Raw genomic sequence first — 20075 nt, forward strand, 5'->3', positions numbered from 1 at the left:
TGCGTGGCCGGACCGCTGGTGTCCGTTGTGGACGGTGGCGATGACGGTGGCCGCGGTCCGACGGCGGTGTCGGCGTGCTCGTCGGCGGTGGCTCGGGTTCAGACGTGTCCGGGGCGGGTGTGCGAGGGCGCCCGCCCCGGCACGGCTCGAGGAAATGACCGACACGCTCCACCGGCTCATCACCGCCGCCGACCACCGCGGCGGGGCTGCCCAGGACCCACGAAGTCTCCTCCAGCGAGTGTCCGGTGGTCCCAGGCCGGTGCCCGGCGCGGCTGGCCCCGCGCGCAACGCCGCAGGCCGGACTTGGACAACCACTGCGCAGGCCCGGCAGCAGTGCCGCGCTACGCCGATGAGGCGAAGCATCGTCGTCCGGGCCGCTGCGGTGTTTGGATCGGCTCCGCCTCCGGGTACCGCGGTGAGGCGTGATCATCGCGATCAGCCGAGCCCGGAAGGGAGTCTGACGATGGCAGCCGATGCCGGTTCGTACGTGATGTTCCTGATCGTGGGCGTGGTGCTGGTGGTCGTCGACGGCCAGCTCATCAGGCGCAGCGGCACCACGTACCTCAGAGCCGTCTACCCCGATTCCAAGGTCGCCGACTCGGTCAACCAGCTGATCACGGTGGTCTTCCACCTGGCCACGCTGGGAGTGCTGGCGCTGATCTCCACCGTGAACCTGGACGTGGGCACCCCGCTGGAGAGCACGGTCGCCAAGCTGGGGGTTCTGCTGCTGATCCTGGCGCTGGCGCACGGCATCACGATCGGCGTGCTGGCCAAGGTCCGCTCCCGCCAGCAGGTCCAGGTGCTCGACGAGGAGCTGACGGCGGCGCGCGTCGAGGAGCACACGCACGCTCCGGCAGGCGGCAACACCACCACGCCGGTCAAGAAGACCGCGCAGGAGCCGGCGACCGGCACGCAGGCCCAGCGCACCGCGCAGACCCCGGCGGAGGGCGCCACGAGCTAGTAGGACGTGTTTCGGATGTGGTTTGCGTAGTGGGTCGCCTGGCGGAACCTCAGCCGCCTTCTCGCTCCGGGATCTTCGACTGACGTATGGCCGATACGCGGCGTCGAAGCTGTCCTCGCGAGAAGCCTAGGTGCCCCTCACGACGGTCTCTGCTCGCAGCCCAAGCGGCGGCGAGCAGAGACCTCGTCGTGCCGGCTCATCCGTGCGCATCCGGCCGGAACCGGATTGCAAGGCTGTTCGACGCATCCGGTGGGGATGCCGATCACGTTTGCCCGGCGTTGGGCATTGGGTAGGTCGATGTCGTGCCGCGGGCCGCAGCGGCGACCGAGCAATGGAAGGAGGCCGCCTGATGACGCGCGGTAGTGACAAGCACAGTCCGATGAGGGACGACGAGCTGGAGAAGGAGATGGAGGGACGGTTGCGGGGCAACCACCCGACACGCGCCGACGAGTCCCTCGACGCCGAGCCGCCCGCCGACGACGACCCGGGCGAGGAGCCGTTCGTGAGCGAGCGGGAGCGCCCTGAGCGCTGACGCGAAGCCGGCGGCGCTAGCCCGCCGGCAGAAACCGGAAGGGGCCGACCATGGCGACGCGAGTCCAGCCCGTGCACCGGGTTTCTGCGGCCGAGCGTTCCACCCCGCAGTTGGTCGCCGACCTCAGCGAACAGCTCACGCACCTGGTCCGCACCGAAATGCGGCTCGCGCAGCGGGAGATGCGGGAGCGCGGCAAGGAGGCGGGCAAGGGCGCCGCCGCGCTCGGCGCGGCGGGCGTGTTCGGCCTGCTGGGTGGAGCGACGCTGGTCGCCACGGTGGTCCTGCTGCTGTCGCTGGTGCTCGCCGCCTGGCTGGCGGCGCTGATCGTGGCGGTGGTGCTGCTGCTGGTGTCCGGTGGCGCCGCTCTGGTGGGCCGCTCCCGGCTGCGCCGGGCCGCACCGGCCGTGCCGGAGCGGACCATCGGCGAGGTCCGGGAGGACGTCGAGCTGGTGAAGGAGGCGGGCCGGCGATGAGCGCGAAGCACCGGGGCCGCGACACCGGCGACGACGACGCGGATCGGCTGGACGCGGACCGGGAGCTGACCCGGGAGGAGCTGGGCGAGACCATCCAGGAGCTCGCCAACCGCGCGCGGGCGCCGGAGCGCTCCAAGCAGGCGGTGTACGAGCGGGTGAAGGGCACTCAGGACCGCGCCGCCGACGTGGCGCATCGAGTTGGCGACCCGCGCAACGACGTCTGGGTCTACGTCGCTGCATCCGCCGCGGTGGGCATCGCCGTCTACGCCTTGGCCAGGAGAAGAGCGCCCAAGCCGAAGGTGAAGCCGCTCTTCCGGCTGTGCGCGCTTTCCGGGCGATAGGTCGCGCCCGGCTGGACCCGGGGGATAGGCCACAACTCCGTCCACTGTGGGCGTGCGCCCGCTACTGGCGTTGGCCGACTCCGGTCCTGATCTCCGCGACTCGTCCGCCCGGAATCCTGGGTTGCAGAGGGGGAGTCGGGGCGCCCGCGGTCTCCCTGAGACCGTGCACGAACTCCTCGACCGCCTCGGTGGAGCTGCGCCTCGGCCACCAGTCCAGCACCGAATGCGCTCGCGAGATGTCCATGACGGGCAGGCGGAGGAAGGCGTCGAACAAGCCCGGGGACGCGGGTACGAGGTGCAAGTGCCACGCGGCCGCGAGCGCGGTTCGTGCCGGCCACACCGGCATCCGGAACGTCCGCGCCCCGAAGAGCTCCGCCAGCACCTCCGAGTCGATCACCGGTTCGGAAGCGACGTTGAAGGCGCCGGAGACGTCCGAACGCACCGCGAGCCGGTACGCCTCCCCGAGGTCGCTGCTGTGCACCGCCTGGAACCGCAGGCCGGCCAGCGCCGGGATGCGCGGGACGAGGTCCGGACGCGCCAGCCGGTTCGGCACGAACGGCCCGAGGAAGAGCCTGCGCTGCTCGGAAGCCGCCTGGGTCTTGAACGAGAATGCGGTCCGCATCCGCACGACGCGGATGTCCGGGTGCTCGCGCTCGTAGGTGTCCAGGCTGCGTTCCAGGTACGCCTTCTCGCGCGTGTAGGCCGCACCCGGCCAGCCGTGCGTCGGCCACGACTCGTCGACCGCGCGCCGCGGCCCCGGCGAGTAGGCGCCGACGGAGGAGGCGTGCACCAGGGCGGGTACTCCCGCCTCGGCCACCGCGTCGAAGACCCGCAGGCTCCCCATGACGTTGTTGCGCCAGGTCGTGACCGGGTCGTGGGTCGGCTGGAAGATCCACGCCAGGTGCACGACGCAGTCGGCGCCCCGGAAGTGCCGCACCAGTTCGTCGCTGGTGACGTCGGCTCGGACCCAGGTCGCCTTGGGGCCGAGTTGCGCGGGCTCGCGCCTGGCCATCGCCACGATTCCGGACACCGCCGGATCGGCACCGAGCGCTTCGACGACGCTGGTGCCGATGTTGCCGGTCGCCCCCACGACGACTACGCGCATCGATTCCCTGGCGCTCATCGCGGTTCCTCCCATCGCGGCGGTATCGGCCCTGTCAGGGGACCTACCCGGGCGGCGGAGCGGGGAAACTACCGCGGTTTCCCCGGGGGCCCGGCCGCGGACGACTGCTGAGCAGGTGCGACGCGGGTAGCGTCACTGCGGTGGCTGGTCTGGTGCGCCGAGCGCGGCAGGTGGAGAACAGCGGTCTGGTCCGGTTCCTCGGCGTCGCGGGCTGGTCGGCCTACGGGTTGGTGCACCTGGTCATCGCCGGACTGGCGCTGCAGATCGCGCTGGGCGACCGCGCCGAGCACGCCGCTCCGCAGGGGGCGATCGGCAAGCTCGCCGCGCAGCCGATGGGCACGGTGGTGCTGGTGGTCCTGGCGGTGGGCCTGTTCGGGTTCGCCCTGTCGCAGTTCTGCCTTGCGCTGATCGGCTTCGGCTGGGTGCGCGAGCAGGCCGTCCGAGTCACCAGGCAGCTCGGTGCGGCCGGTCGCGGCGTGGTCGCGGTGGGCATCGGCGGGCTGGCGGTGAAACAGCTCATGGGCAGCCCGACCGGTTCGGGCAACAGCCAGCAGCAGGGGCTGACCGCGACGCTGCTCACCCTGCCCGCGGGCGGTCTCCTGGTCGGGCTGGTGGCCGCGGTCGTCCTCGCGGTCGCCGTCGCGACCATTCGCCGCGGTGTCCTGCGCAGCTTCGAGGAGGACATGGACATGCGCTCGTTCCCCGGTGGTGTGCGCAGGTGGGTGCGGCGCCTGGGGGTCGTGGGCTGGATCGCGAAGGGCCTGGCCTACCTGAGCATCGCGGGGCTGTTCGCCGCCGCGGCCCTCTCGGTCGACGCGCGCAAGTCGGGTGGGCTCGACCAGGCCCTGCACCTCCTCGCCGGCTACCCGTTCGGGCAGGTCGCGCTGGTGGCAATCGCCGCCGGGTTCGCGGCGTTCGCCGTCTTCTGCGTCGCCGCGGCCGCCGCGCACCGCAGGTGACCGGCGCCCGGGCGGGTGGGAGCGCGCCCGGACGCCGGCCGGTCCGCGGAGCCCTACACGTGGTCGCGGGGAATGGTGTGCTGCCAGTTCTTCGACAGCACCCGGTTGCTTCCCTCGTAGGCGTCGAGCTGGGCGTGCAGGACGAAGTCGTCGGGCGTCGAGGTGAGCACGGTCTTCGTGACGGTCTCGACGTCCCAGTCCTCGCGCGTGAACCGCATGCGCCACTCGTTCTCGCCGCACACCGACCCGAAGTCGTCACCGACCCAGGAGTAGCGCTCGTAGGCGCGGCGCTTGAGCTTGAGGCCGATGTCGTCCAGGCGCACGACGCCGAGATCCTTGACGACCTCCAGCGCCGACTCGTAGCCCACGAGGTCGCGCGAGACGGTCCAGCGCTGGTCGCCTGGCACCAGCCGGGTCTCCGACAGCGGTGGCGTGCCCTCGGGCTCCCCGAAGGGGGAGTCGCCGTAGGGCTCGGTCTCCGGACGCGGCCGGGCAGGCAGCACCAGCTTCGAGGTACCTGCGTGGACGGTCAGCCGCACCGGCTTCGGCGGCGGCCAGGCCAGCGGCCAGTACGACGTCGACAGCGACAACCGGATCTTGTGCCCCTCGGGGAACGCCTGGGCGCAGCCGTTGAGGTACACGCGTGCACGGTAGCGCTTGCCGGGCACCAGCGTCTCCGGTTCGGCGTGGCCGTCCAGGTGCGTGAGGTTGAGCAGGCCGTAGGTCACGCGCGTGGCGCGCCCGTCGGCGTGCACGTCGGAGAGCCGGGCGGCGACCATCGCGACCGGCTGGTTGACCTCGAAGTCCAGGTCCACGGCCGGGGCGCCGAGGATCTCGCAGCGCTCGCCGAGCGGCTCGGTGTCGAACACCAGCGACCCGCCGTCCTCCTCGCGCTGGTCGTAGGGCAGATCGGGTGGCGCGTTGTAGGAGCACCACTTTCCGGCGAACTGCCCGACCGAAAGCGGCGACTCGATGGGCAGCGGCCTGTCCTCGACACCGGCGTCCCCGGACACCAGCGTGTTCTCGTCCAGCAGGAACTCGTGCGCGTGCACCGCGGGCGACGGCCAGTCCGGCTCGCCGACCCAGCGGCCCGGCCGTTCCGCGTAGGCGGTGGACGGGACCGCGCTCTCCTGCATCCAGGTCCGCAGAATCGGACCTTCCATGACGTCGTTCTCGATGCCCTTGAGCCACCGGTCCCACCACCGGACCAGCTCCTGCAGGAACCCGATCGCCGGGCCGGGCTGGCCGAGGTGCGGGTACTTGTGCGACCACGGGCCGATCAGCCCCTTGCGCGGCACGTCGAGGTTCTCCAGCAGGCGGAACACCGCGTTGGAGTAGCCGTCGGCCCACCCGCTGACGGCCAGCACCGGGCACTGCACGGCGTGGTAGTCCTCGCAGATCGAGCCGTGCCGCCAGTAGTCGTCGCGGCGCTGGTGGCTCAGCCACTCGTGCAGCCACAGCCCGCTGTGCTCCAGGCGGTCGTACCACATCTCCCGCCAGCGGTCCCCGACCAGCTCCGGGTCGGGCGGGCAGGAGTTGTAGGCGAACATCGTCGAGGCCCACGACAGGTTGTCGCTGAGCAGGCACCCGCCCATGTAGTGCACGTCGTCGGCGTAGCGGTCGTCGGTGGAGCAGACCGTCGCGATCGCGCTGAGGCTCGCCGGCTTGCGCGCGGCGATCTGCAAGGCGTTGAAACCGCCCCAGGAGATGCCCATCATCCCGGTGCGGCCGTCGCACCAGGGCTGCTCGGCCAGCCACGCCAGGACGTCCTCACCGTCGGAGAGCTCCTGCTCCAGGTACTCGTCGGTCAGCACCCCCTCGGACTCGCCGCTGCCGCGCAGGTCCACCCGCACGCAGGCGTAGCCGTGACCGGCCATGTACGGGTGGTGGATGGAGTCGCGCAGCGCGGTGAAGTCGCGCTTGCGGTACGGGATCAGCTCCAGCACGGCCGGAACCGGCTCGTCGTCGGAGGAGACGGGCCGCCAGATGCGCGCGCCGAGCCGGGTGCCGTCCGGGAGGGGGATCCAGACGTGTTCGTCCTCGCGGATTTCGTGCGGCAGGGACGTTACTGCCTTCATGCTCACCCCTTCTGCCGGTGCGGTTCGTCAGCCTGGATGGGTTTCGCCGCCGACCGGCGCCAGCACCTCACCGGTGTAGTAGCTGGAAAGCTGATCGGCCGCGAAGAAGACGTAGGAGGGCGCGATCTCGTCCGGGTGGGCCATCCGGCCCATCGGCACGTGCCCGCCGAAGCCCTCGACGCGGTCCTCGGGCAGGGTCGAGGGGATCAGCGGCGTCCACACCGGTCCGGGGGCCACGCAGTTGACCCGGATGCCCTCGCCGGCCAGCGACTGCGCGAGCGACATGGTCAGCACGTGGATGGCGCCCTTGCTGGCCGAGTAGTCGATGAGCGTCTTGTTGCCGCGCAGCCCGTTGACCGAGCCGGTGTTGATGATCGCCGAGCCCTCGCCCAGGTGCGGCAGCGCCGCGCGGATCAGCCAGAACGGGCTGTAGACGTTGACCTTGAACGTCCGGTCGAACTGCTCGGTGGTGGTGTCGGTGAAGCTCTCCACCGGCGCCTGCGTGCCGGCGTGGTTGACCAGCACGTCGAGCCCGCCGAGCTCTTCGACGGTCCGACGCACCAGGTCCTGGCACGCCTCCTCTGAAGCCAGGTCGCTCCGGTGCAGCTCGCAGCGCCGACCTTGGTCGCGCACCAGCTCGGCGGTGCGCTGGGCATCGGAGTCCTCCTGCTCGGAGAGGTAGGCGATGGCGACGTCGGCGCCCTCCTTGGCGAAGGCGACGGCCACCGCGCGGCCGATGCCGGAGTCGCCACCGGTGATCAGCGCCCGTTCGCCCGCCAGCAGCTCGCGCCCGCGGTAGTCGCGCATCTCGTCGCGCGGCACCGGCTCCATCGCCCGGGTCGTGCCCGGGTGCGCCTGCTGCTGGCCCGGTGGCTGTTCGTCGGACATGAACGACCTCCGATCGGTCCGCTCGCGCCGCGGGGAGCGGACGGACGACCTTTCGCACTGGCGAGGAGATACCCGTGACCGCGCGGAACTATGCGTGGTGATCGTGTGCGGGAGCGCACTCCTGCGCACACCCGCACGAAGCGGCAGCGGGCAGGCCGAGCCGGTGGAGCAGCGCCGCTGTGCGCCGTTACCGTCCTGCCGGACCAAGTCGTCTGGTCAAGGACGTGCCGTTGTAGACCCTGTGAGACCTCCCGAGCGCTGAATCGTCGCGCGTCGCGCATGTGCGCCGCGCTCCTCCTTGCTGCGGTACAAGCTCATCGGCGCCTGGCTCCTCGCGCTCTGCACCGCTTGCGGGGAGACCGCCAAGCTCACGGTCCTGGAGCGGATGAATGTGCGCTCCGTTCGACCCGAGCTGCTGGACCGGCTGCATGACGATGACCCTGGCCTGACAGCTGAGCTGCTCCAGGATCCGGTCGTGCGGCGCCGCAATGGCCTGTCCGGCAAGATCCGCCGGACCGGCCCTAGCCGGCGCGCAGCGCGGTCTCGACGTGCCGCGCGGCGTGCAGGCCCGACTCGATCGCGCCGTCGATGAAACCCGCCCAGCCGCCCGCGATGTCGGAACCGGCGAAGTGGACGCCGCCGTGCGGTTCCCGCAGTGCCGCCAGATACCTGGTGAGCTGTCCCGGGCGCTGCATCGGCCAGGTCTCGCGGGAGAAGGCGTCCTGCATCCAGTTGTGGCCCGTGACGTCGACGACCTCCAGATCGTCGCGCCAGCAGCGCAAGGCCCGTGCGACTCCGTCCGCGTCGGTAGGATCGAGATCCGAGGCCCGGGTACCGAACGCGACCAGGACGGTGTCGCCATCCACCGTGTACTCCGGCCGGACGAAGGTGAGCGCGTGGTCGTCCGGTGCGTAGGCGGTGAACGGGGCGACGTGCCCGCGCACCCGGATCCAGGTTTTCAACCCCTGCGAAGCGGTGCGCTCCGCGCTCGCCGCCAGCTTCGCCGCCGGCAGGCCCGGCTGGAAGTCGATGGAACCGAGCACGTTGAGCGGGAGCGTGCACACGATTCGTCGTGCGGTGTAGTGCTTTCCGTCCGCGGTGGTGGCTGTCGCCCGCCCGTCCTCCTGGCCGATCGCGGTGACGACCGTACCGAGGCGGAACTCGGCGGTGCCGTGCTCGGCCATGGCAGAGGCCAGGGAGGCGGTGCCGGTGCTGAGCCGGTAACCGGAGGTCGCCTCGTGCAGCAGCCGCCAGTCGCCCGACGCCGCGGCGCACCAGCGCATCGCCTGCGCCAGCCCGGAGACCTCGGCCGGGGCGTTGAAGTGCTCCGCCCACACGCCGGTGGTCACCTCCCGTTCGGCGGGGCCGAGGTCGAGCCCCCCGAAGTAGTCCACGACGGACTCGTGGTCGATCGAGTCCAGGCCCGGGTGCCGCAGCGGCTCGTAGGGCATCTCGAAGAACTTCCGGCTGTCCTCGGCGAGGCGGTCCATGCCGTGCTCGATGAGCGCGTCGAACTCCCCGGGAGTGCCCTGGTGCACCTGCCCGCCCGCGATCCAGTAGACCTCCTCGGACCCCGGGCTCGGCTCGACATCCAGCCCGTAGCGGGTGATCTCGCTCCACGTGTGCGGCTGGAGCCAGTGCACCCAGGTGCCGCCCATCTCCAGCGGCCTGCCGAACCGGACGTCGGTCCACGTGCGCCCGCCGATGCGGTCGCGCGCTTCGAGCACGACGACCGAGCGGCCGCGTAGCGACAGCTCGCGGGCGGCGGTCAGCCCTGCGAAGCCGGCGCCGACAACAATGACGTCGTAGGAGTCGTCCACGTCGATCCTCATTTCTGCGTTGGTTTCCCGTCGGCCGGGGCGGTTTGTGCCGCGAGTCCGGAATTGTCGGGCGGCAGGGCCGGAGTCTCGATCCGCCATTGGAGTGGCTGGCGGTCCTGCACCAGCCGCCGGTAGGCGAACAGCACCACCGAGACGAGCAGGATGCCGACCCCTGCCGCGGTCTCCCGGAATCCGCCGTAGCCCGCCAGCGACGGGTGGGTCATGCCGGCCACGAGCACGAAAAGCACCGCGGCAACGGGAACCCAGATCCGGCCGCGCCTGATCGGCCGCGGCCAGTGCGGCCTGTCCTTGCGCAGCAGCAGGAAGGAGCCGACGGCCAGCGTCATCGCCACCAGGTAGCCGAGGTTGCTGGCCAGCAGGATGCTCAGCGGTTCGCCGAGCAGGAGCAGGATCACGGCGTTGATCACCGCGTCCAGCGTCAGCGACCGGCCGGGCACGCCCCAGCGGTTCAGCCAGTGCAGCTGCCGGAGCGTCATGCCGTCCTCGGCGAGCCCGTAGAGCGCCCGTCCGCCGTCGGCGGTCGTCGAGACCATGCCCAGGAACAACGCGACCACCAGGATCGACACGCCGATCCACGAGGAGGTGCCCAGCGACTGCTGGAACGCCATGGCGAAGGCGGAGAGCGGGTCGCCGGAGATGCGCTGCTCGCCGATCGCGCCCGACATCGCCAGCGGGACGGCGAAGAAGACCACGACCATGAACAGCGTCGCCCGTTGCAGCGCGCGGGCGGTGTCGCGAGCGGGGTCCCGGTACTCGGGCGCGAACGACGCGCAGATCTCCGTGCCGTAGGTGGTCCACGCGGTGACGTAGAACCAGACGACCAGCGTCAGCCAGTTCCCGCCCTGGTACCAGGTCAGGTGGCCGAGGTCCCAGCCGCCGCTCGCCGGCGAGCTGACCACCAGGGCGGCCAGGCCGGCGATGACGACCACGCTCATGCACTTGTTCAGGTTCGCCGCGATCTTGACGCCGAAGTAGTTCAGCGCCCAGCCTCCCGCGATCGCCAGCAGAGCGATCAGCTCCGGGAGCCCGATCTCGTGCGACAGCAGCCGAAATCCGCCGGTGACCTGCGGGAACCACTGCGAGTGCACGAGCTCGCCGATCGCGGCGGCGTTCACCGCGATGCTGAACGACCAGCCGATCAAGTACCCGAACGCCGCGACGGCGCTCAGCGGGGCGAAGTAGCGCTTCCACCCCTCGGCCGCGTACCGGGTGATGCCGCCGGAGCTGCCGGGGAACATCGAGGGGATCTCGGCGAAGAGCATGTTCTGCAGCAACCCGATCAGGGTCGCCGCCACCCAGATGCAGATCGCCGTCCACGCGCCGATCGTGCCGATCGCGTAGCCGCCGGTGACCAGCAGGCCGGTCGGGAGCGTCATGGCGATGGCGAAGCCGTCGCGCCAGGTGAGCGTGCGTCGGAGGGCGGGTCGCGGGGGAGGGGTCGACGGCGAGTCCGGCATGGCTGTCCATTCGGTGCGCGTGCGCGTGCGCGTGCGCGTGCGCCGCGAGGCGTCGGGGGCGGGGTGCGCTGCGAGAACCCGGCGGTTGGCGTCAGGAGCTCGGCGGGAGAGGGCCCGAGTGCGCGGTAGCGGCAATAATACGTTATTATTGGACCTTGCAAGAGGTGCTGACCAGCGGCGGAGGTGCGGTGGGCAATGGCTGAAGGCGATCAGGGCCAGCGGGAGCACGTCCTGCGGGTGACGGCGGGCACGCTGGCCACCCACGGGTTCGACGGTGTCCGGCTGCGCGACGTGGCGTCGGCGGCCGGGGTGTCGATCGGGCTGATCCAGCACTACTTCGGGTCGCGGTCGCAACTGCTCGCCGCGGCGTTCGAGTGGTCGGTCGACGACCTGATCGCCCGCTGGCGCGGCGTCGTCGCCGGACAGCAGGATCCGCTGGACCGGCTCGTGCTGCTCGTCGAGACGCTCGCCGACGACCCGGAACTGCAACGCCGGAGTGCGACGTGGACGGAGTTCTGCGCCGCCGCGGCTCGGCATCCGGAGTTGCGCGGCGGTGTGCAGCGCGTCTTCCGGATGTGGCGGGAGATCCTGAGCGATCTGGTCCAGGAAGGGACGCGGCAGGGCGTCTTCCGTCCCAGGCTGCCGTTGGGGCACACCGTCGACCTGCTGTCGGCGCTGGTCGACGGCTGCGACATGGCCACGGCGTCCCGGGCCGGCGTGATGGACCGGGACGGCTACCGAGGTCTTCACCTCGCGGCGATGCGGCTCGCGCTGGGGATCGACGACGACGGGACGGCAGCCGCCGGCGGTTGATGGCCGGCGGCCGGGCCCGGGCTCAGCCGACGAACTCCCGGTCGCCGTACCGCAGGTTGGCGCCGTCCCACCGGCCTCCGAGCCGCACGACGAACTCGCGGGCGAGCTCGAGGTCGGACAGCTCGGCGACGAGCACCAGCTCGCCGTCCATGGCGACCGACCCGCCCCCGAGACGTTCCCTTGCCAGCGGGTCGGCCACCAACCCGTCGTGCAGGTCGGTGACGTCCACGCCGGGGACCTCGACGAGGAACGCGTCGGTCCGCGCGGAGTCGCGCGCCAGGTGCTCGAAGGTCAGCACCGACTCCTGGCCGAACTCCTTGCGCACCAGGTCGGCGATGTGGTGCAGCTCGATCGGGTCGGTCTCGCGCACGTCGAACGAGCGCGACCGCTCGTAGGTGGCCCGCTGGAGCTCTCCGGACCAGAACACGCCGTCCAGCAGCTCCGAACGGCCGTCGCGGGCGCCGTTGTCCCGGATTACGCCGCGGACTGCGCGGGCGAACTCGGTCAGCGGCGTGTCCAGCCTGGGGTCCCCGGGATCGGTGATGACCGCGGTGTTGCTGGTGGCGAACAGAAGTGCCTGCGGCTGCGCCCGGTCGGCGGGAAGGGCCTGTGCCGTCCCGGCGGTGAAGGCGAACAGCAGCGAGACGACGGCGACGACCGAGCGTCGGCCGGGTCCGGAGGGGGTTCTCAATTCGGCTCCTTGAAGTGCGGAGAACGGGCGTGCGCCCTGGGCTTCGGGCAGCTTGCCGCGCGAGTGCGCGCGGAGTCGCAGTTCTGGGCGTTCGCCGCGCGGGTTTCCTCCGATCGCGCAGCTCCCGAGCCGAGTCGTTGCGGACCAACGATTCCGAGACGTCGACGTCGACGGCGCAGTCAGCTCCCGGTCGTCCCGGCGGTCTCGGGCAGGGCGTCCGCGGTGAACTCCGCGGTCCGGACCTTCCCGCCGTGCTGGAAGTCCAGGAACAGGCGGTAGGTGCCGGCCGAGGGCACCTCGGCGTTGAAGGTGATTCGCGGCCCGGCGGGTGTGGTGCCGTCGCCGGGCTCGCCTTCGGGGTGCACGTGCAGGTACGCCAGGTCCGCTGCGCGCAACGCGACGAGGTGTCCGTAGGCGGCGAGGTAGGGCTGCAGGTCGGTGACCGGGCGACCGTCCCGGGTGACCTCCACGGTCAGCGGTGCGGACTTTCCGGCGACCAGGTCGCCTTCCAGGCGCACCTGGTACTCGTCGACCTCCGCGATCCGGCTCGGCCGGTGGGCGGCGGGACTGAACTCGCCGGGTACCGACAGGTCGACGCCGAGCGTCTGCGCGGTGCCGCCTGCTGGGACGAAGTCGGCGAACACGCGGTAGGTCCCCGCCGTGTCGATGCGCATCGGCACCCGCCACGTGCCGTCGGGGGACATCTCCGGGTGCAGGTGCTCGTAGCCCGCGGTGTCCCGGCGCACGACGACGAGGTGCATGCGCTTGTCGTGCTCGACCTTGAACCCCGTCACCGCCTTCCCGCTCGGGGCCGTGATGCGGAAGGAGAACTCGCTGACAGCGCCGCGCGGGAGCGTCGTCGTGGTGGGGGAGAGGGTGTAGCCGCCGTTGGTCGAGGACAGCCCGGCCGGGACCGGTTCCGCGCCGTGGCCGCGTTCCTCCCCGCCATGGCTGTGGCCGTCATCGGGGTGGTCCGGACCGAAGTGGCCGGCAAGACCCTCCACTGCCGTGCGGCCGTGGGGCTCCTCCGCCGCGTTGCTCGGGGACGGGCCGAGGGCGGCCCCGGTCACCCATGCTCCGCCGAACACGAGCGCGAGCGCCGCGCCGTAGGCGGAAAGCCTCGCTGCGGTGTTCATCGACCCCTCCAGTCGCGGACGGCATGCGGCCGTCGCGGGCGCGGGACCACGACCCGGATACTATAGGGGGGTAGTGTAGGAATCTCGATCGGCCCGGCAAGCAGTTCAGGATTCGCCACTGTGGACGGGCTGGACGTCTCCGTCGGTGTTGCGTTCGCGGATCCTGGACATGCGGCTGATCGCGTGGGCGGCGAGTCCGGCGACCAGGCCCCAGAACACCGACGCGATCCCGAGCGGCGCGAGCCCCGATGCGGTCACCAGGAACGCGATCAGCGCGGCGGTGCGGCTGCCGGGGTCGGCGGTCGCGCCGGCCAGCGAGCCGCCGATGGTGTCGAGCAGTCCGATGCCGGCGAGAGCGGCCACCAGCGCGACCGGGAACGCGCCGAGCAAGCTGGCGAGCGTGGCGCCGAAGACTCCCAGCAGCAGGTAGAAGAAACCGGAGACGACGCTGGCCCGGTAGCGCTGTGCGGGGTCGCGGTGCGCGTCGGGTCCCATGCACAGCGCGGCCGTGATGGCGGAGAGGTTGATGCCGAAGCAGCCCAGCGGCGCCAGGACGAGGTTGACCACACCGGTCCAGGACAGCACCGGCGAGACCGGCGTCGAGTAGCCGTGCGCGCGCAACGTGACCACGCCCGGCAGGTTCTGCGAGGTCATGGTGATCACGAACAGCGGGATCGCGATGCTGAACACGGCGTGTGCGGACCATTCGGGCCAGGTGAGCACCGGAACCGCCGCGGCGAGCCGGACCTCTTCGAAGTGGAGGGTGCCCTGCGCGCCCGCGAACGCGACCCCTGCGACGAGAGCGACCAGGACCGCGTACCGCGGGATCAGCGCCTTGCACACCAGGTAGCCGCCGAGCATCGCCAGCACCAGCCAGAACTGCGTGCGCATGGTGGTGAAGACGTCGAGGCCGAAGCGCAGCAGCACGCCGCCGAGCAGGGCGGACGCGATCGAGGCCGGGATGAGGTCGACCGCCTTCTCGAACCAGCCCGTGACCCCGACCAGCACCGTCAGGGCGGCCGCCACCAGGAACGCGCCGACCGCCTCGGCCATCGAGGTACCTTGTGCGCTCGTGGCCAGCAGGGCGGCGCCCGGCGTGGACCAGGCGGTGACCACCGGTGCGCGGTGGCGGAGGGACAGCGTGATCGAGGTGATGCCGATGCCCACGCCCAGTGCCAGCACCCACGAGCTGATCTCGGCAGGGCCCGCGCCGAGCGCCCCGGCGGCCTGGAACACGATGGCGGCCGAGCTGGTGACCCCGACCAGCGTGGTGAGGGCTCCCGCGACGAGGGAGGACACTGGGAGGACGCGGGAGGCGCGTCGGTGCAGCTGCACGGGACTTCCGTTCGCGGATCGTTCTGTTTGTGGAACGATCGGATGCTAGGAGGCCGGTTGGAACTGGTCAAGGTGGTGGGTGCGAACCTGCGCGCGGTCCGGTCGGCGCGGGGCCTGTCGCTGTCGGAGGTCGCCCGCCGCGCCGCCATCGGCAAGGGCACGTTGTCGGAGCTGGAGGCCGGACAGCGCAACCCGACCCTGGAGACGCTCTACGCGCTCGCGCAGGTGCTCGAAGTGCCGCTGGGCGAACTGCTCGTCGAGGCCGAGGCTGCCGACGGCGGTCGGCAGGTGCTCGTGCGCAAGGGCGGCGCCGGCCTTTCCGGGCGCACCGTCGACGTGCAGCTGATGGACCGCACCGTGATCGGCGGCTGCCGGCAGGAGGTCTACCGGGTGCACGTGCGGGCCGGCAGCCGGTACGTCTCGTCCGGGCACCAGCCCCGGGTCGTCGAGCAGCTCCTGGTCCACTCCGGAACGCTGGTCGCGGGCCCCGAGCGGGACCCGGTGACACTGGGACCGGGCGACTACCTCCGGTTCGACGGCGGGGTCGACCACGTCTACGAGGCACCGGACACCGACGTGGTCGCCACGCTGGTCATGCGCTACGTCGACCCGGTGGGCGATGCGCGGCCGGGATCGGCGGCTCCCTGAGCACTGCGCTCGCGGGTTCGGTGCGGTGCCTGTCGCGGACCCGGGGGACCACATTGGACCTCGGGCGCGCCGCCGCATTCGGGCCGGCTTTCGCCGCCGGGGGCGGACGCGGGCTTGTCGGCTGCAGGCCATCCAGGTCGACTCCGACGAGGTGGCTCTCCGGTTGATCAGCGTGGGAATTCCTTGGCATGCAACGACATTCGCCGCCGGTCGGCGAGTGCGGAGTGCGTTGACGGCCGGAGGGGGCCGTGTTAGCCTCCGCCCGACACCCGATCGGGGGATGGATGGCGAAGAGTCATCCTGCTAGGTCCACCGCGCCGGTTGTCGCGTCGCAATGCATCTGGGGAACAGTGCTCCGTCAAGCGGTTCGCGGACGCACGGCTCCCGAACCGTTCCTCTCCCCGCCGACGATCCGCCATTGGTGGGCGCCCGGAGTTCCTTCCCGGCACGGCATCCGCGGGGACTCACGAAAGGTGCTCCAGACATGTCGACGACCGAGGGTGCACCACCCGTCGACTCCAACGTGGTCCGGCAGCTGCTGCTGTTCGACCCATTCGACCCGGAGTTCCGCGCCGACCCGCACCGCGCCTACCGCGAGGTCCGGGAATCCGGTCCCGTCACCGCCACCCCGGGTGGCCTGTGGCTGGTCTCGGGGCACCGGCAGGTCTCCGCCGTGCTGCGCGACCAGGCTTTCGGCTGGGGTGAGGCCGAACTCGCCGCCGGGCACTTCACCACCGACGACGACGGCAACACGGTGCGGCCGCTGACCTTCGCCGATCCGCCGGAGCACACGCGCATCCGCTCGCTGGTGAGCAGTGCGTTCTCGGCGCGGATCGTCGAGCGGCTGCGGCCGCGCGCTCAGGAGCTGGCCCGCGAGCTGCTGGCCGCGGCGCTGGCCGACGGCGGTGGCGCCGACGTCATCCAGCAGGTCGCGTATCCGCTGACCGGGCGGCTGCTGTGCGAGCTGCTCGGCGTCGACCCGGAGTACCAGGAGCGCTTCCGCGCCTGGGCGGAGGCGATGGGCCGCGGGCTGGACCCGGACTTCATGCAGTCGCCCGACCAGTTGGCGCGGCGCGAGGAGGCGCGGGCGCACTTCCACGAGTACTTCGCCGAGCTGGCGGCCCGCAGGCGGGCGGAACCGGGCGACGACCTGGTGAGCGCGCTGGTCGCCGTCGAGCAGGAGGGCGACCGGCTCACCGCGACCGAGCTGGTCGTGACCTGCACGCTGCTGCTCAGCGCCGGCTACGCCACCACGGTCCACCTCATCGGCAACGGGATGCTCGCGCTGCTGGAGAACCCGGACCAGCTCGCGTGGCTGCGCGCCAACCCCGGCCGGGTCGGCGACGCCGTCGAGGAGGTGCTGCGCTTCGACGGGCCGATCCAGCTCGTCTCGCGGGTCGCCCTGCGCGACACCGAGGTCGACGGCAACGCCGTCGCCGCGGGTTCTCCGGTGCTGTTGCTGCTGGCCGCGGCCAACCGCGACCCGGCGGTGTTCGACGATCCCGACCGGCTCGACGTGTCGCGCAAACCCGGGCGCAACCTCGGTTTCGGCGTCGGCATCCACTTCTGCCTCGGTGCTCCGCTGGCGCGGCTCACCGCGCAGGCCGCGCTGGGCCTGCTCGTCGAGCACGAGCTGGTGCTCGACGGTCCGCGGCCCGCGCGCACCGGGAGCCTGGTCCTGCGCGGGCTCGCCGAGCTCCCGCTGCGGTCGGCCTGACGTGGCTCGCCGCCGAGGTGCCGCGGCCTGCCCCGGCACCTCGGCGGTGCGCCGGAACCCGGCGCCCACCGGATCGTTGTCACGCGTGGGGCCACGTCGAAATCGCGTCGGCCGTGTCCGTTTCGTGGCCGGAAGTTGCGCATTCCGGACGTATGCCTGAGCGTGTCCATTTTGGATGGACCACCTGTGGATACGCGCAATTGTGCCGACGTAGTCCCAGCGTGCGCCACTTCCGCGCATTCTTGCGGGACGCGAAATGTTTTGTTGTCGTGGTCCTGGACGTGGCCGTCCGGCGAATTCCTCATCCTGATGGCGGTTGATCGGATTCGTTTGAAGGCACTTGACGGAATCGCCGGCGCTGCGGCAGGCTGTGACACACCGCATGGCAGGGAAGTTCCTGGGGGTAGCAAGTGACGGTCGATCAGCCTGAATTACCGACGTCGCGCAATGCGTCGGAATCCGTTTCCGATCAGCTCCCGGCGGTCCTCGGTGGTTTCGACCTGACAGATCAGGACCGATTTTCCGGTGGGTTCCCGCACGAGGTTTTCAACAGGCTGCGCGCCGACGAGCCGGTCCTGCTGCACCCACCGGGCCGGACCCGCGACGGTGAGAGCTTCTGGGTGCTGAGCCGGTACGAGGACATCGTCGAAGCCGCCGGGAACCCGGTTTTCTCCTCCCAGGGCGGGGGCGGCCGGGAAGGCGGCGGCACCCACCTCGACGACCTCCCGGCAGGCACCTACGCCGGCGGGATGCTCAACATGATGGACGACCCGCGGCACCAGCTGATCAAGGACGTCGTCTCGCCCGCGGTGTGCCCGCCCGCGGTGGCCGCCCTGGAGCCGGTGGTGCGGGAACGCGCCTCGGCGCTGGTGTCGGCGGTGCTGGAGCGCGGGACGTGCGACCTGCAGGCCGAGGTCGCCGGCCGGTACTCGGTCGAGGTCATCGCCGCGCTGCTGGGCGTCCCCCGGCAGGACTGGGGCCGGCTGGTGGACTGGGCCGAGATCGCCATGGGCTACGAGGACCGCGACGAGGGCGAGGCGACCGGCCGCAGCCAAGCGGCGCTGCTGGACATGTACAAGTACGGCTGCGAACTGGTGCGGGCCAAGCGGGCCGAGCCCGCCGGCGACTTCATGTCGCTGATCGCCACCGGCGAGATCCCCGAGGGCCACGGCCAGGCGCCGCTGGCCGACTACGAGCGCGAGGTCTTCTTCAACCTGGTCTCGCTGGCGGGCACCGAGCCCACCCGCAACGCCGTCGCGATCGGCCTGCTCGCCCTGGTCGAGCACCCCGAGCAGTGGGAGGCGCTGCGCGCCGACCGGTCGCTGCTCGGCGGCGCGGTGGAGGAGGCCCTGCGCTGGTCGAGCCCGACGCCCTACAACCGCCGCACGGCCACAGAGGACATCCGCTTCCGCGACGTGCTGATCCGCGAGGGCGACAAGGTGACGCTCTGGTGGGCCTCGGCCAACCGCGATGCGCGGGTGTTCGCCGACCCGTTCCGCTTCGACATCCGGCGCTCGCCGAACCCGCACGTGGCCTTCGGGCACGGCGCGCACACCTGCCTCGGCCCCCTCCTGGCCCGGATGGAGCTGCGCGTGCTGCTGGAGGAACTGCTCGACCGGGTCGAGCGCATCGAGCTCACCGGGCCCGTTCCGTGGGCGCGCAACAGCAAGCACACGGTGGCGCTGCGCGTTCCGGTCGCGCTCACCGCGTCGTCCTAGCGCCGCGCCGACCCCACCCCGCGGCCCGCCGCCTTTCCAGCACCGCCTTCGCGGCGCTGCGGCGCCCGCACGAATTGATATCGAGACGATTGGTGTTGCCCATGTCCGTTGGCGATATCGACACGCCCTCCGGCGAATTCGACTTCGCGGCGAATCTGCTGCCTTTCGACCCGCTGGATCCGGCATTCCAGGCCGACCCGTATCCGTTCTTCCGGTTGGTGCGCGAAACCGCTCCGGCGTTGTGCACGCAGCCGGGAATGTGGGTCGTCACCGGTTTCCGGGAATGCTCGGCGGTGCTGCGCGACCCGAAGTTCGGCCACGGCGACGGGCGGCTGGTCGCCTCCCAGATCACCCGCGACGCCGACGGCAACGTGGTGCGGCCCTTCGTGTTCATGGACCCGCCGGACCACACCCGGATCCGGTCGCTGGTGACCAAGGCGTTCTCGGCGCGGATGGTCGAGCGGCTGCGACCGACGGCCGAACGGCTGGTCGGCGAGCTGCTGGCGGCGGCGATGTCCAAGCCCGCGGACGAACCGGTCGACCTGATGGCCGAGCTGGCGTTCGCCCTGCCGTCCAACCTGATCAGCGAGCTGCTCGGCATGCCGCCGCAGGACAAGCCGCTCTTCGAGGAGTGGTCCGGCGCCCTGGGCCGCGGTCTCGACCCGGACTTCATGCTCAGCCCCGAGGAGATGCAGCGCCGCGACCAGGCCCGCACCGAGTTCGACGGCTACTTCGCCGAGCTGGCCGCGAGCAGGCGTGCCGAACCGGCGGACGACCTGGTCAGCGCGCTGGTCGCGGTGGAGGAGGACGGCCGCAACCTGAGCATGACCGAACTGGTCAGCACGTGCAGGCTGCTGCTGAGCGCGGGATACCTCTCCACCGCCCATCTGATCGGCAACGGCGTCAACGCGCTGCTGCGAAACCCCGATCAGTTCGACTGGTTCCGCTCGCACACGGACCAGGTGGCCGGAGTCGTCGAGGAGCTGCTGCGCTACGACTCGCCGGTGCAGACGGCGGGCATGCGGACCGCGTTGCAGGACACCGAGATCGGCGACCAGGCGATCAGCGCGGGCGAAGGCGCGATGCTGCTGGTCGGCGCGGCCAACCGCGACCCGCGCGCGTTCCCGGACCCGGACCGCCTGGACGTGTCCCGCAAGCCAGAACGCAACCTCGGCTTCGGTATCGGTGCGCACTTCTGCGTCGGGGCGCCGCTGGCGCGCCTGACGACGCAGGTCGCGCTCACCGCGCTGGCCGGGCTGCGCGTCGAGCTCGCGACCGACGACGCCCCGCGCATCAACAACCTCGTGTTGCGGGGGTTCGCGGAGCTTCCCGTGTTCCTCCGCGCGGCGTGACGACCGGAGCGG

19 protein-coding genes are annotated in these 20075 nt (G+C 71.4%); 11 read left to right on the forward strand and 8 right to left on the reverse strand.

Going from position 1 to position 20075, the window contains the following annotated elements:
- Positions 1-463 precede the first annotated feature (463 nt).
- The 4 genes from HUO13_RS18135 (at position 464) to HUO13_RS18150 (ending at position 2307) form a co-directional block, all read left to right on the forward strand.
- Positions 464-961 (forward strand): hypothetical protein, encoded by a 498-nt coding sequence (locus tag HUO13_RS18135; RefSeq protein WP_211902485.1) that lies wholly within the window; start codon positions 464-466, stop codon positions 959-961.
- A gap of 349 nt (positions 962-1310) precedes the next feature.
- Complete coding sequence (locus tag HUO13_RS18140; RefSeq protein WP_211902486.1) at positions 1311-1493, forward strand: hypothetical protein; 183 nt, start codon at positions 1311-1313, stop codon at positions 1491-1493.
- 50 nt (positions 1494-1543) lie between these two features.
- On the forward strand, positions 1544-1966 hold the full coding sequence (locus HUO13_RS18145) for a phage holin family protein (RefSeq protein ID WP_211902487.1): 423 nt from the start codon (positions 1544-1546) through the stop codon (positions 1964-1966).
- Positions 1963-2307, forward strand: a complete 345-nt coding sequence (locus HUO13_RS18150) for a DUF3618 domain-containing protein (RefSeq protein WP_211902488.1) — start codon at positions 1963-1965, stop codon at positions 2305-2307. Before HUO13_RS18145 ends, HUO13_RS18150 begins: the two co-directional genes overlap by 4 nt.
- A gap of 61 nt (positions 2308-2368) precedes the next feature.
- On the opposite strand, the gene HUO13_RS18155 is transcribed toward HUO13_RS18150, so the two are convergent.
- Entirely contained in the window at positions 2369-3430 is a 1062-nt protein-coding gene (locus HUO13_RS18155) for an NAD-dependent epimerase/dehydratase family protein (RefSeq protein ID WP_249125004.1), read from the reverse strand.
- A 140-nt stretch (positions 3431-3570) separates the two neighbouring features.
- On the opposite strand from HUO13_RS18155, the gene HUO13_RS18160 reads away from it, so the two are divergent.
- Positions 3571-4389, forward strand: coding sequence for a DUF1206 domain-containing protein (locus HUO13_RS18160; protein WP_211902489.1), 819 nt, complete (start codon positions 3571-3573; stop codon positions 4387-4389).
- A gap of 53 nt (positions 4390-4442) precedes the next feature.
- Here the strand turns inward: HUO13_RS18160 and HUO13_RS18165 are convergent, their stop codons facing one another.
- Together HUO13_RS18165 and HUO13_RS18170 are read right to left on the reverse strand one after the other, a co-directional pair.
- Positions 4443-6467 (reverse strand): CocE/NonD family hydrolase, encoded by a 2025-nt coding sequence (locus HUO13_RS18165; RefSeq protein ID WP_211902490.1) that lies wholly within the window; start codon positions 6465-6467, stop codon positions 4443-4445.
- Between the two features lie 27 nt (positions 6468-6494).
- A complete protein-coding gene (locus tag HUO13_RS18170; RefSeq protein ID WP_211902491.1) occupies positions 6495-7355 on the reverse strand; it encodes an SDR family oxidoreductase in 861 nt (286 codons plus the stop codon).
- A 298-nt stretch (positions 7356-7653) separates the two neighbouring features.
- Here HUO13_RS18170 and HUO13_RS18175 point away from each other — a divergent pair, with 298 nt between their 5' ends.
- On the forward strand, positions 7654-7947 hold the full coding sequence (locus HUO13_RS18175; RefSeq protein WP_249125007.1) for a DUF1062 domain-containing protein: 294 nt from the start codon (positions 7654-7656) through the stop codon (positions 7945-7947).
- Here HUO13_RS18175 and HUO13_RS18180 read toward each other — a convergent pair.
- Positions 7877-9187: a flavin monoamine oxidase family protein gene (locus HUO13_RS18180; RefSeq protein WP_211902492.1), complete on the reverse strand. Its 1311-nt coding sequence runs from the start codon at positions 9185-9187 to the stop codon at positions 7877-7879. The genes HUO13_RS18175 and HUO13_RS18180 overlap by 71 nt on opposite strands.
- On the reverse strand, positions 9184-10653 hold the full coding sequence (locus tag HUO13_RS18185; protein WP_282976800.1) for an APC family permease: 1470 nt from the start codon (positions 10651-10653) through the stop codon (positions 9184-9186). The genes HUO13_RS18180 and HUO13_RS18185 overlap by 4 nt, the downstream gene beginning before the upstream one ends.
- A 195-nt stretch (positions 10654-10848) precedes the next feature.
- Between HUO13_RS18185 and HUO13_RS18190 the strand changes: the two genes are divergently transcribed.
- Entirely contained in the window at positions 10849-11466 is a 618-nt protein-coding gene (locus HUO13_RS18190) for a TetR/AcrR family transcriptional regulator (RefSeq protein ID WP_211902494.1), read from the forward strand.
- 22 nt (positions 11467-11488) lie between these two features.
- Here the strand turns inward: HUO13_RS18190 and HUO13_RS18195 are convergent, their stop codons facing one another.
- The 3 genes from HUO13_RS18195 to HUO13_RS18205 form a co-directional block, all read right to left on the reverse strand.
- Positions 11489-12157 (reverse strand): hypothetical protein, encoded by a 669-nt coding sequence (locus HUO13_RS18195; RefSeq protein ID WP_211902495.1) that lies wholly within the window; start codon positions 12155-12157, stop codon positions 11489-11491.
- A 179-nt stretch (positions 12158-12336) separates the two neighbouring features.
- Positions 12337-13293 (reverse strand): hypothetical protein, encoded by a 957-nt coding sequence (locus HUO13_RS18200; RefSeq protein ID WP_211902496.1) that lies wholly within the window; start codon positions 13291-13293, stop codon positions 12337-12339.
- Between the two features lie 105 nt (positions 13294-13398).
- Positions 13399-14592 carry a benzoate/H(+) symporter BenE family transporter gene (locus HUO13_RS18205; RefSeq protein WP_249125008.1) on the reverse strand — a complete coding sequence of 398 codons (1194 nt, stop codon included), beginning with the start codon at positions 14590-14592 and terminating at the stop codon, positions 13399-13401.
- Between the two features lie 93 nt (positions 14593-14685).
- Here HUO13_RS18205 and HUO13_RS18210 point away from each other — a divergent pair, with 93 nt between their 5' ends.
- The 4 genes from HUO13_RS18210 (at position 14686) to HUO13_RS18225 (ending at position 20063) form a co-directional block, all read left to right on the forward strand.
- Positions 14686-15276: a helix-turn-helix domain-containing protein gene (locus tag HUO13_RS18210; RefSeq protein ID WP_211902498.1), complete on the forward strand. Its 591-nt coding sequence runs from the start codon at positions 14686-14688 to the stop codon at positions 15274-15276.
- A gap of 484 nt (positions 15277-15760) precedes the next feature.
- A complete protein-coding gene (locus HUO13_RS18215; protein ID WP_211902499.1) occupies positions 15761-16993 on the forward strand; it encodes a cytochrome P450 in 1233 nt (410 codons plus the stop codon).
- 410 nt (positions 16994-17403) lie between these two features.
- Positions 17404-18711, forward strand: a complete 1308-nt coding sequence (locus HUO13_RS18220; RefSeq protein ID WP_211902500.1) for a cytochrome P450 — start codon at positions 17404-17406, stop codon at positions 18709-18711.
- A gap of 101 nt (positions 18712-18812) precedes the next feature.
- Positions 18813-20063 carry a cytochrome P450 gene (locus HUO13_RS18225; protein WP_211902501.1) on the forward strand — a complete coding sequence of 417 codons (1251 nt, stop codon included), beginning with the start codon at positions 18813-18815 and terminating at the stop codon, positions 20061-20063.
- The last annotated feature ends 12 nt before the right edge of the window (positions 20064-20075 follow it).

This window comes from Saccharopolyspora erythraea, from assembly GCF_018141105.1.
Lineage (GTDB): Bacteria > Actinomycetota > Actinomycetes > Mycobacteriales > Pseudonocardiaceae > Saccharopolyspora_D > Saccharopolyspora_D erythraea_A.

Bases quoted from the DNA above. Each gene is read 5' to 3' on its own strand.
- HUO13_RS18135 (WP_211902485.1), top strand. From the start codon at position 464: ATGGCAGCCGATGCCGGTTCGTACGTGATGTTCCTGATCGTGGGCGTG.
- HUO13_RS18215 (WP_211902499.1), top strand. From the start codon at position 15,761: ATGTCGACGACCGAGGGTGCACCACCCGTCGACTCCAACGTGGTCCGG.
- HUO13_RS18140 (WP_211902486.1), top strand. From the start codon at position 1,311: ATGACGCGCGGTAGTGACAAGCACAGTCCGATGAGGGACGACGAGCTG.
- HUO13_RS18170 (WP_211902491.1), bottom strand. From the start codon at position 7,355: ATGTCCGACGAACAGCCACCGGGCCAGCAGCAGGCGCACCCGGGCACG.
- HUO13_RS18165 (WP_211902490.1), bottom strand. From the start codon at position 6,467: ATGAAGGCAGTAACGTCCCTGCCGCACGAAATCCGCGAGGACGAACAC.
- HUO13_RS18150 (WP_211902488.1), top strand. From the start codon at position 1,963: ATGAGCGCGAAGCACCGGGGCCGCGACACCGGCGACGACGACGCGGAT.
- HUO13_RS18180 (WP_211902492.1), bottom strand. From the start codon at position 9,187: ATGAGGATCGACGTGGACGACTCCTACGACGTCATTGTTGTCGGCGCC.
- HUO13_RS18225 (WP_211902501.1), top strand. From the start codon at position 18,813: ATGTCCGTTGGCGATATCGACACGCCCTCCGGCGAATTCGACTTCGCG.
- HUO13_RS18185 (WP_282976800.1), bottom strand. From the start codon at position 10,653: ATGCCGGACTCGCCGTCGACCCCTCCCCCGCGACCCGCCCTCCGACGC.
- HUO13_RS18155 (WP_249125004.1), bottom strand. From the start codon at position 3,430: ATGAGCGCCAGGGAATCGATGCGCGTAGTCGTCGTGGGGGCGACCGGC.
- HUO13_RS18145 (WP_211902487.1), top strand. From the start codon at position 1,544: ATGGCGACGCGAGTCCAGCCCGTGCACCGGGTTTCTGCGGCCGAGCGT.
- HUO13_RS18200 (WP_211902496.1), bottom strand. From the start codon at position 13,293: ATGAACACCGCAGCGAGGCTTTCCGCCTACGGCGCGGCGCTCGCGCTC.
- HUO13_RS18190 (WP_211902494.1), top strand. From the start codon at position 10,849: ATGGCTGAAGGCGATCAGGGCCAGCGGGAGCACGTCCTGCGGGTGACG.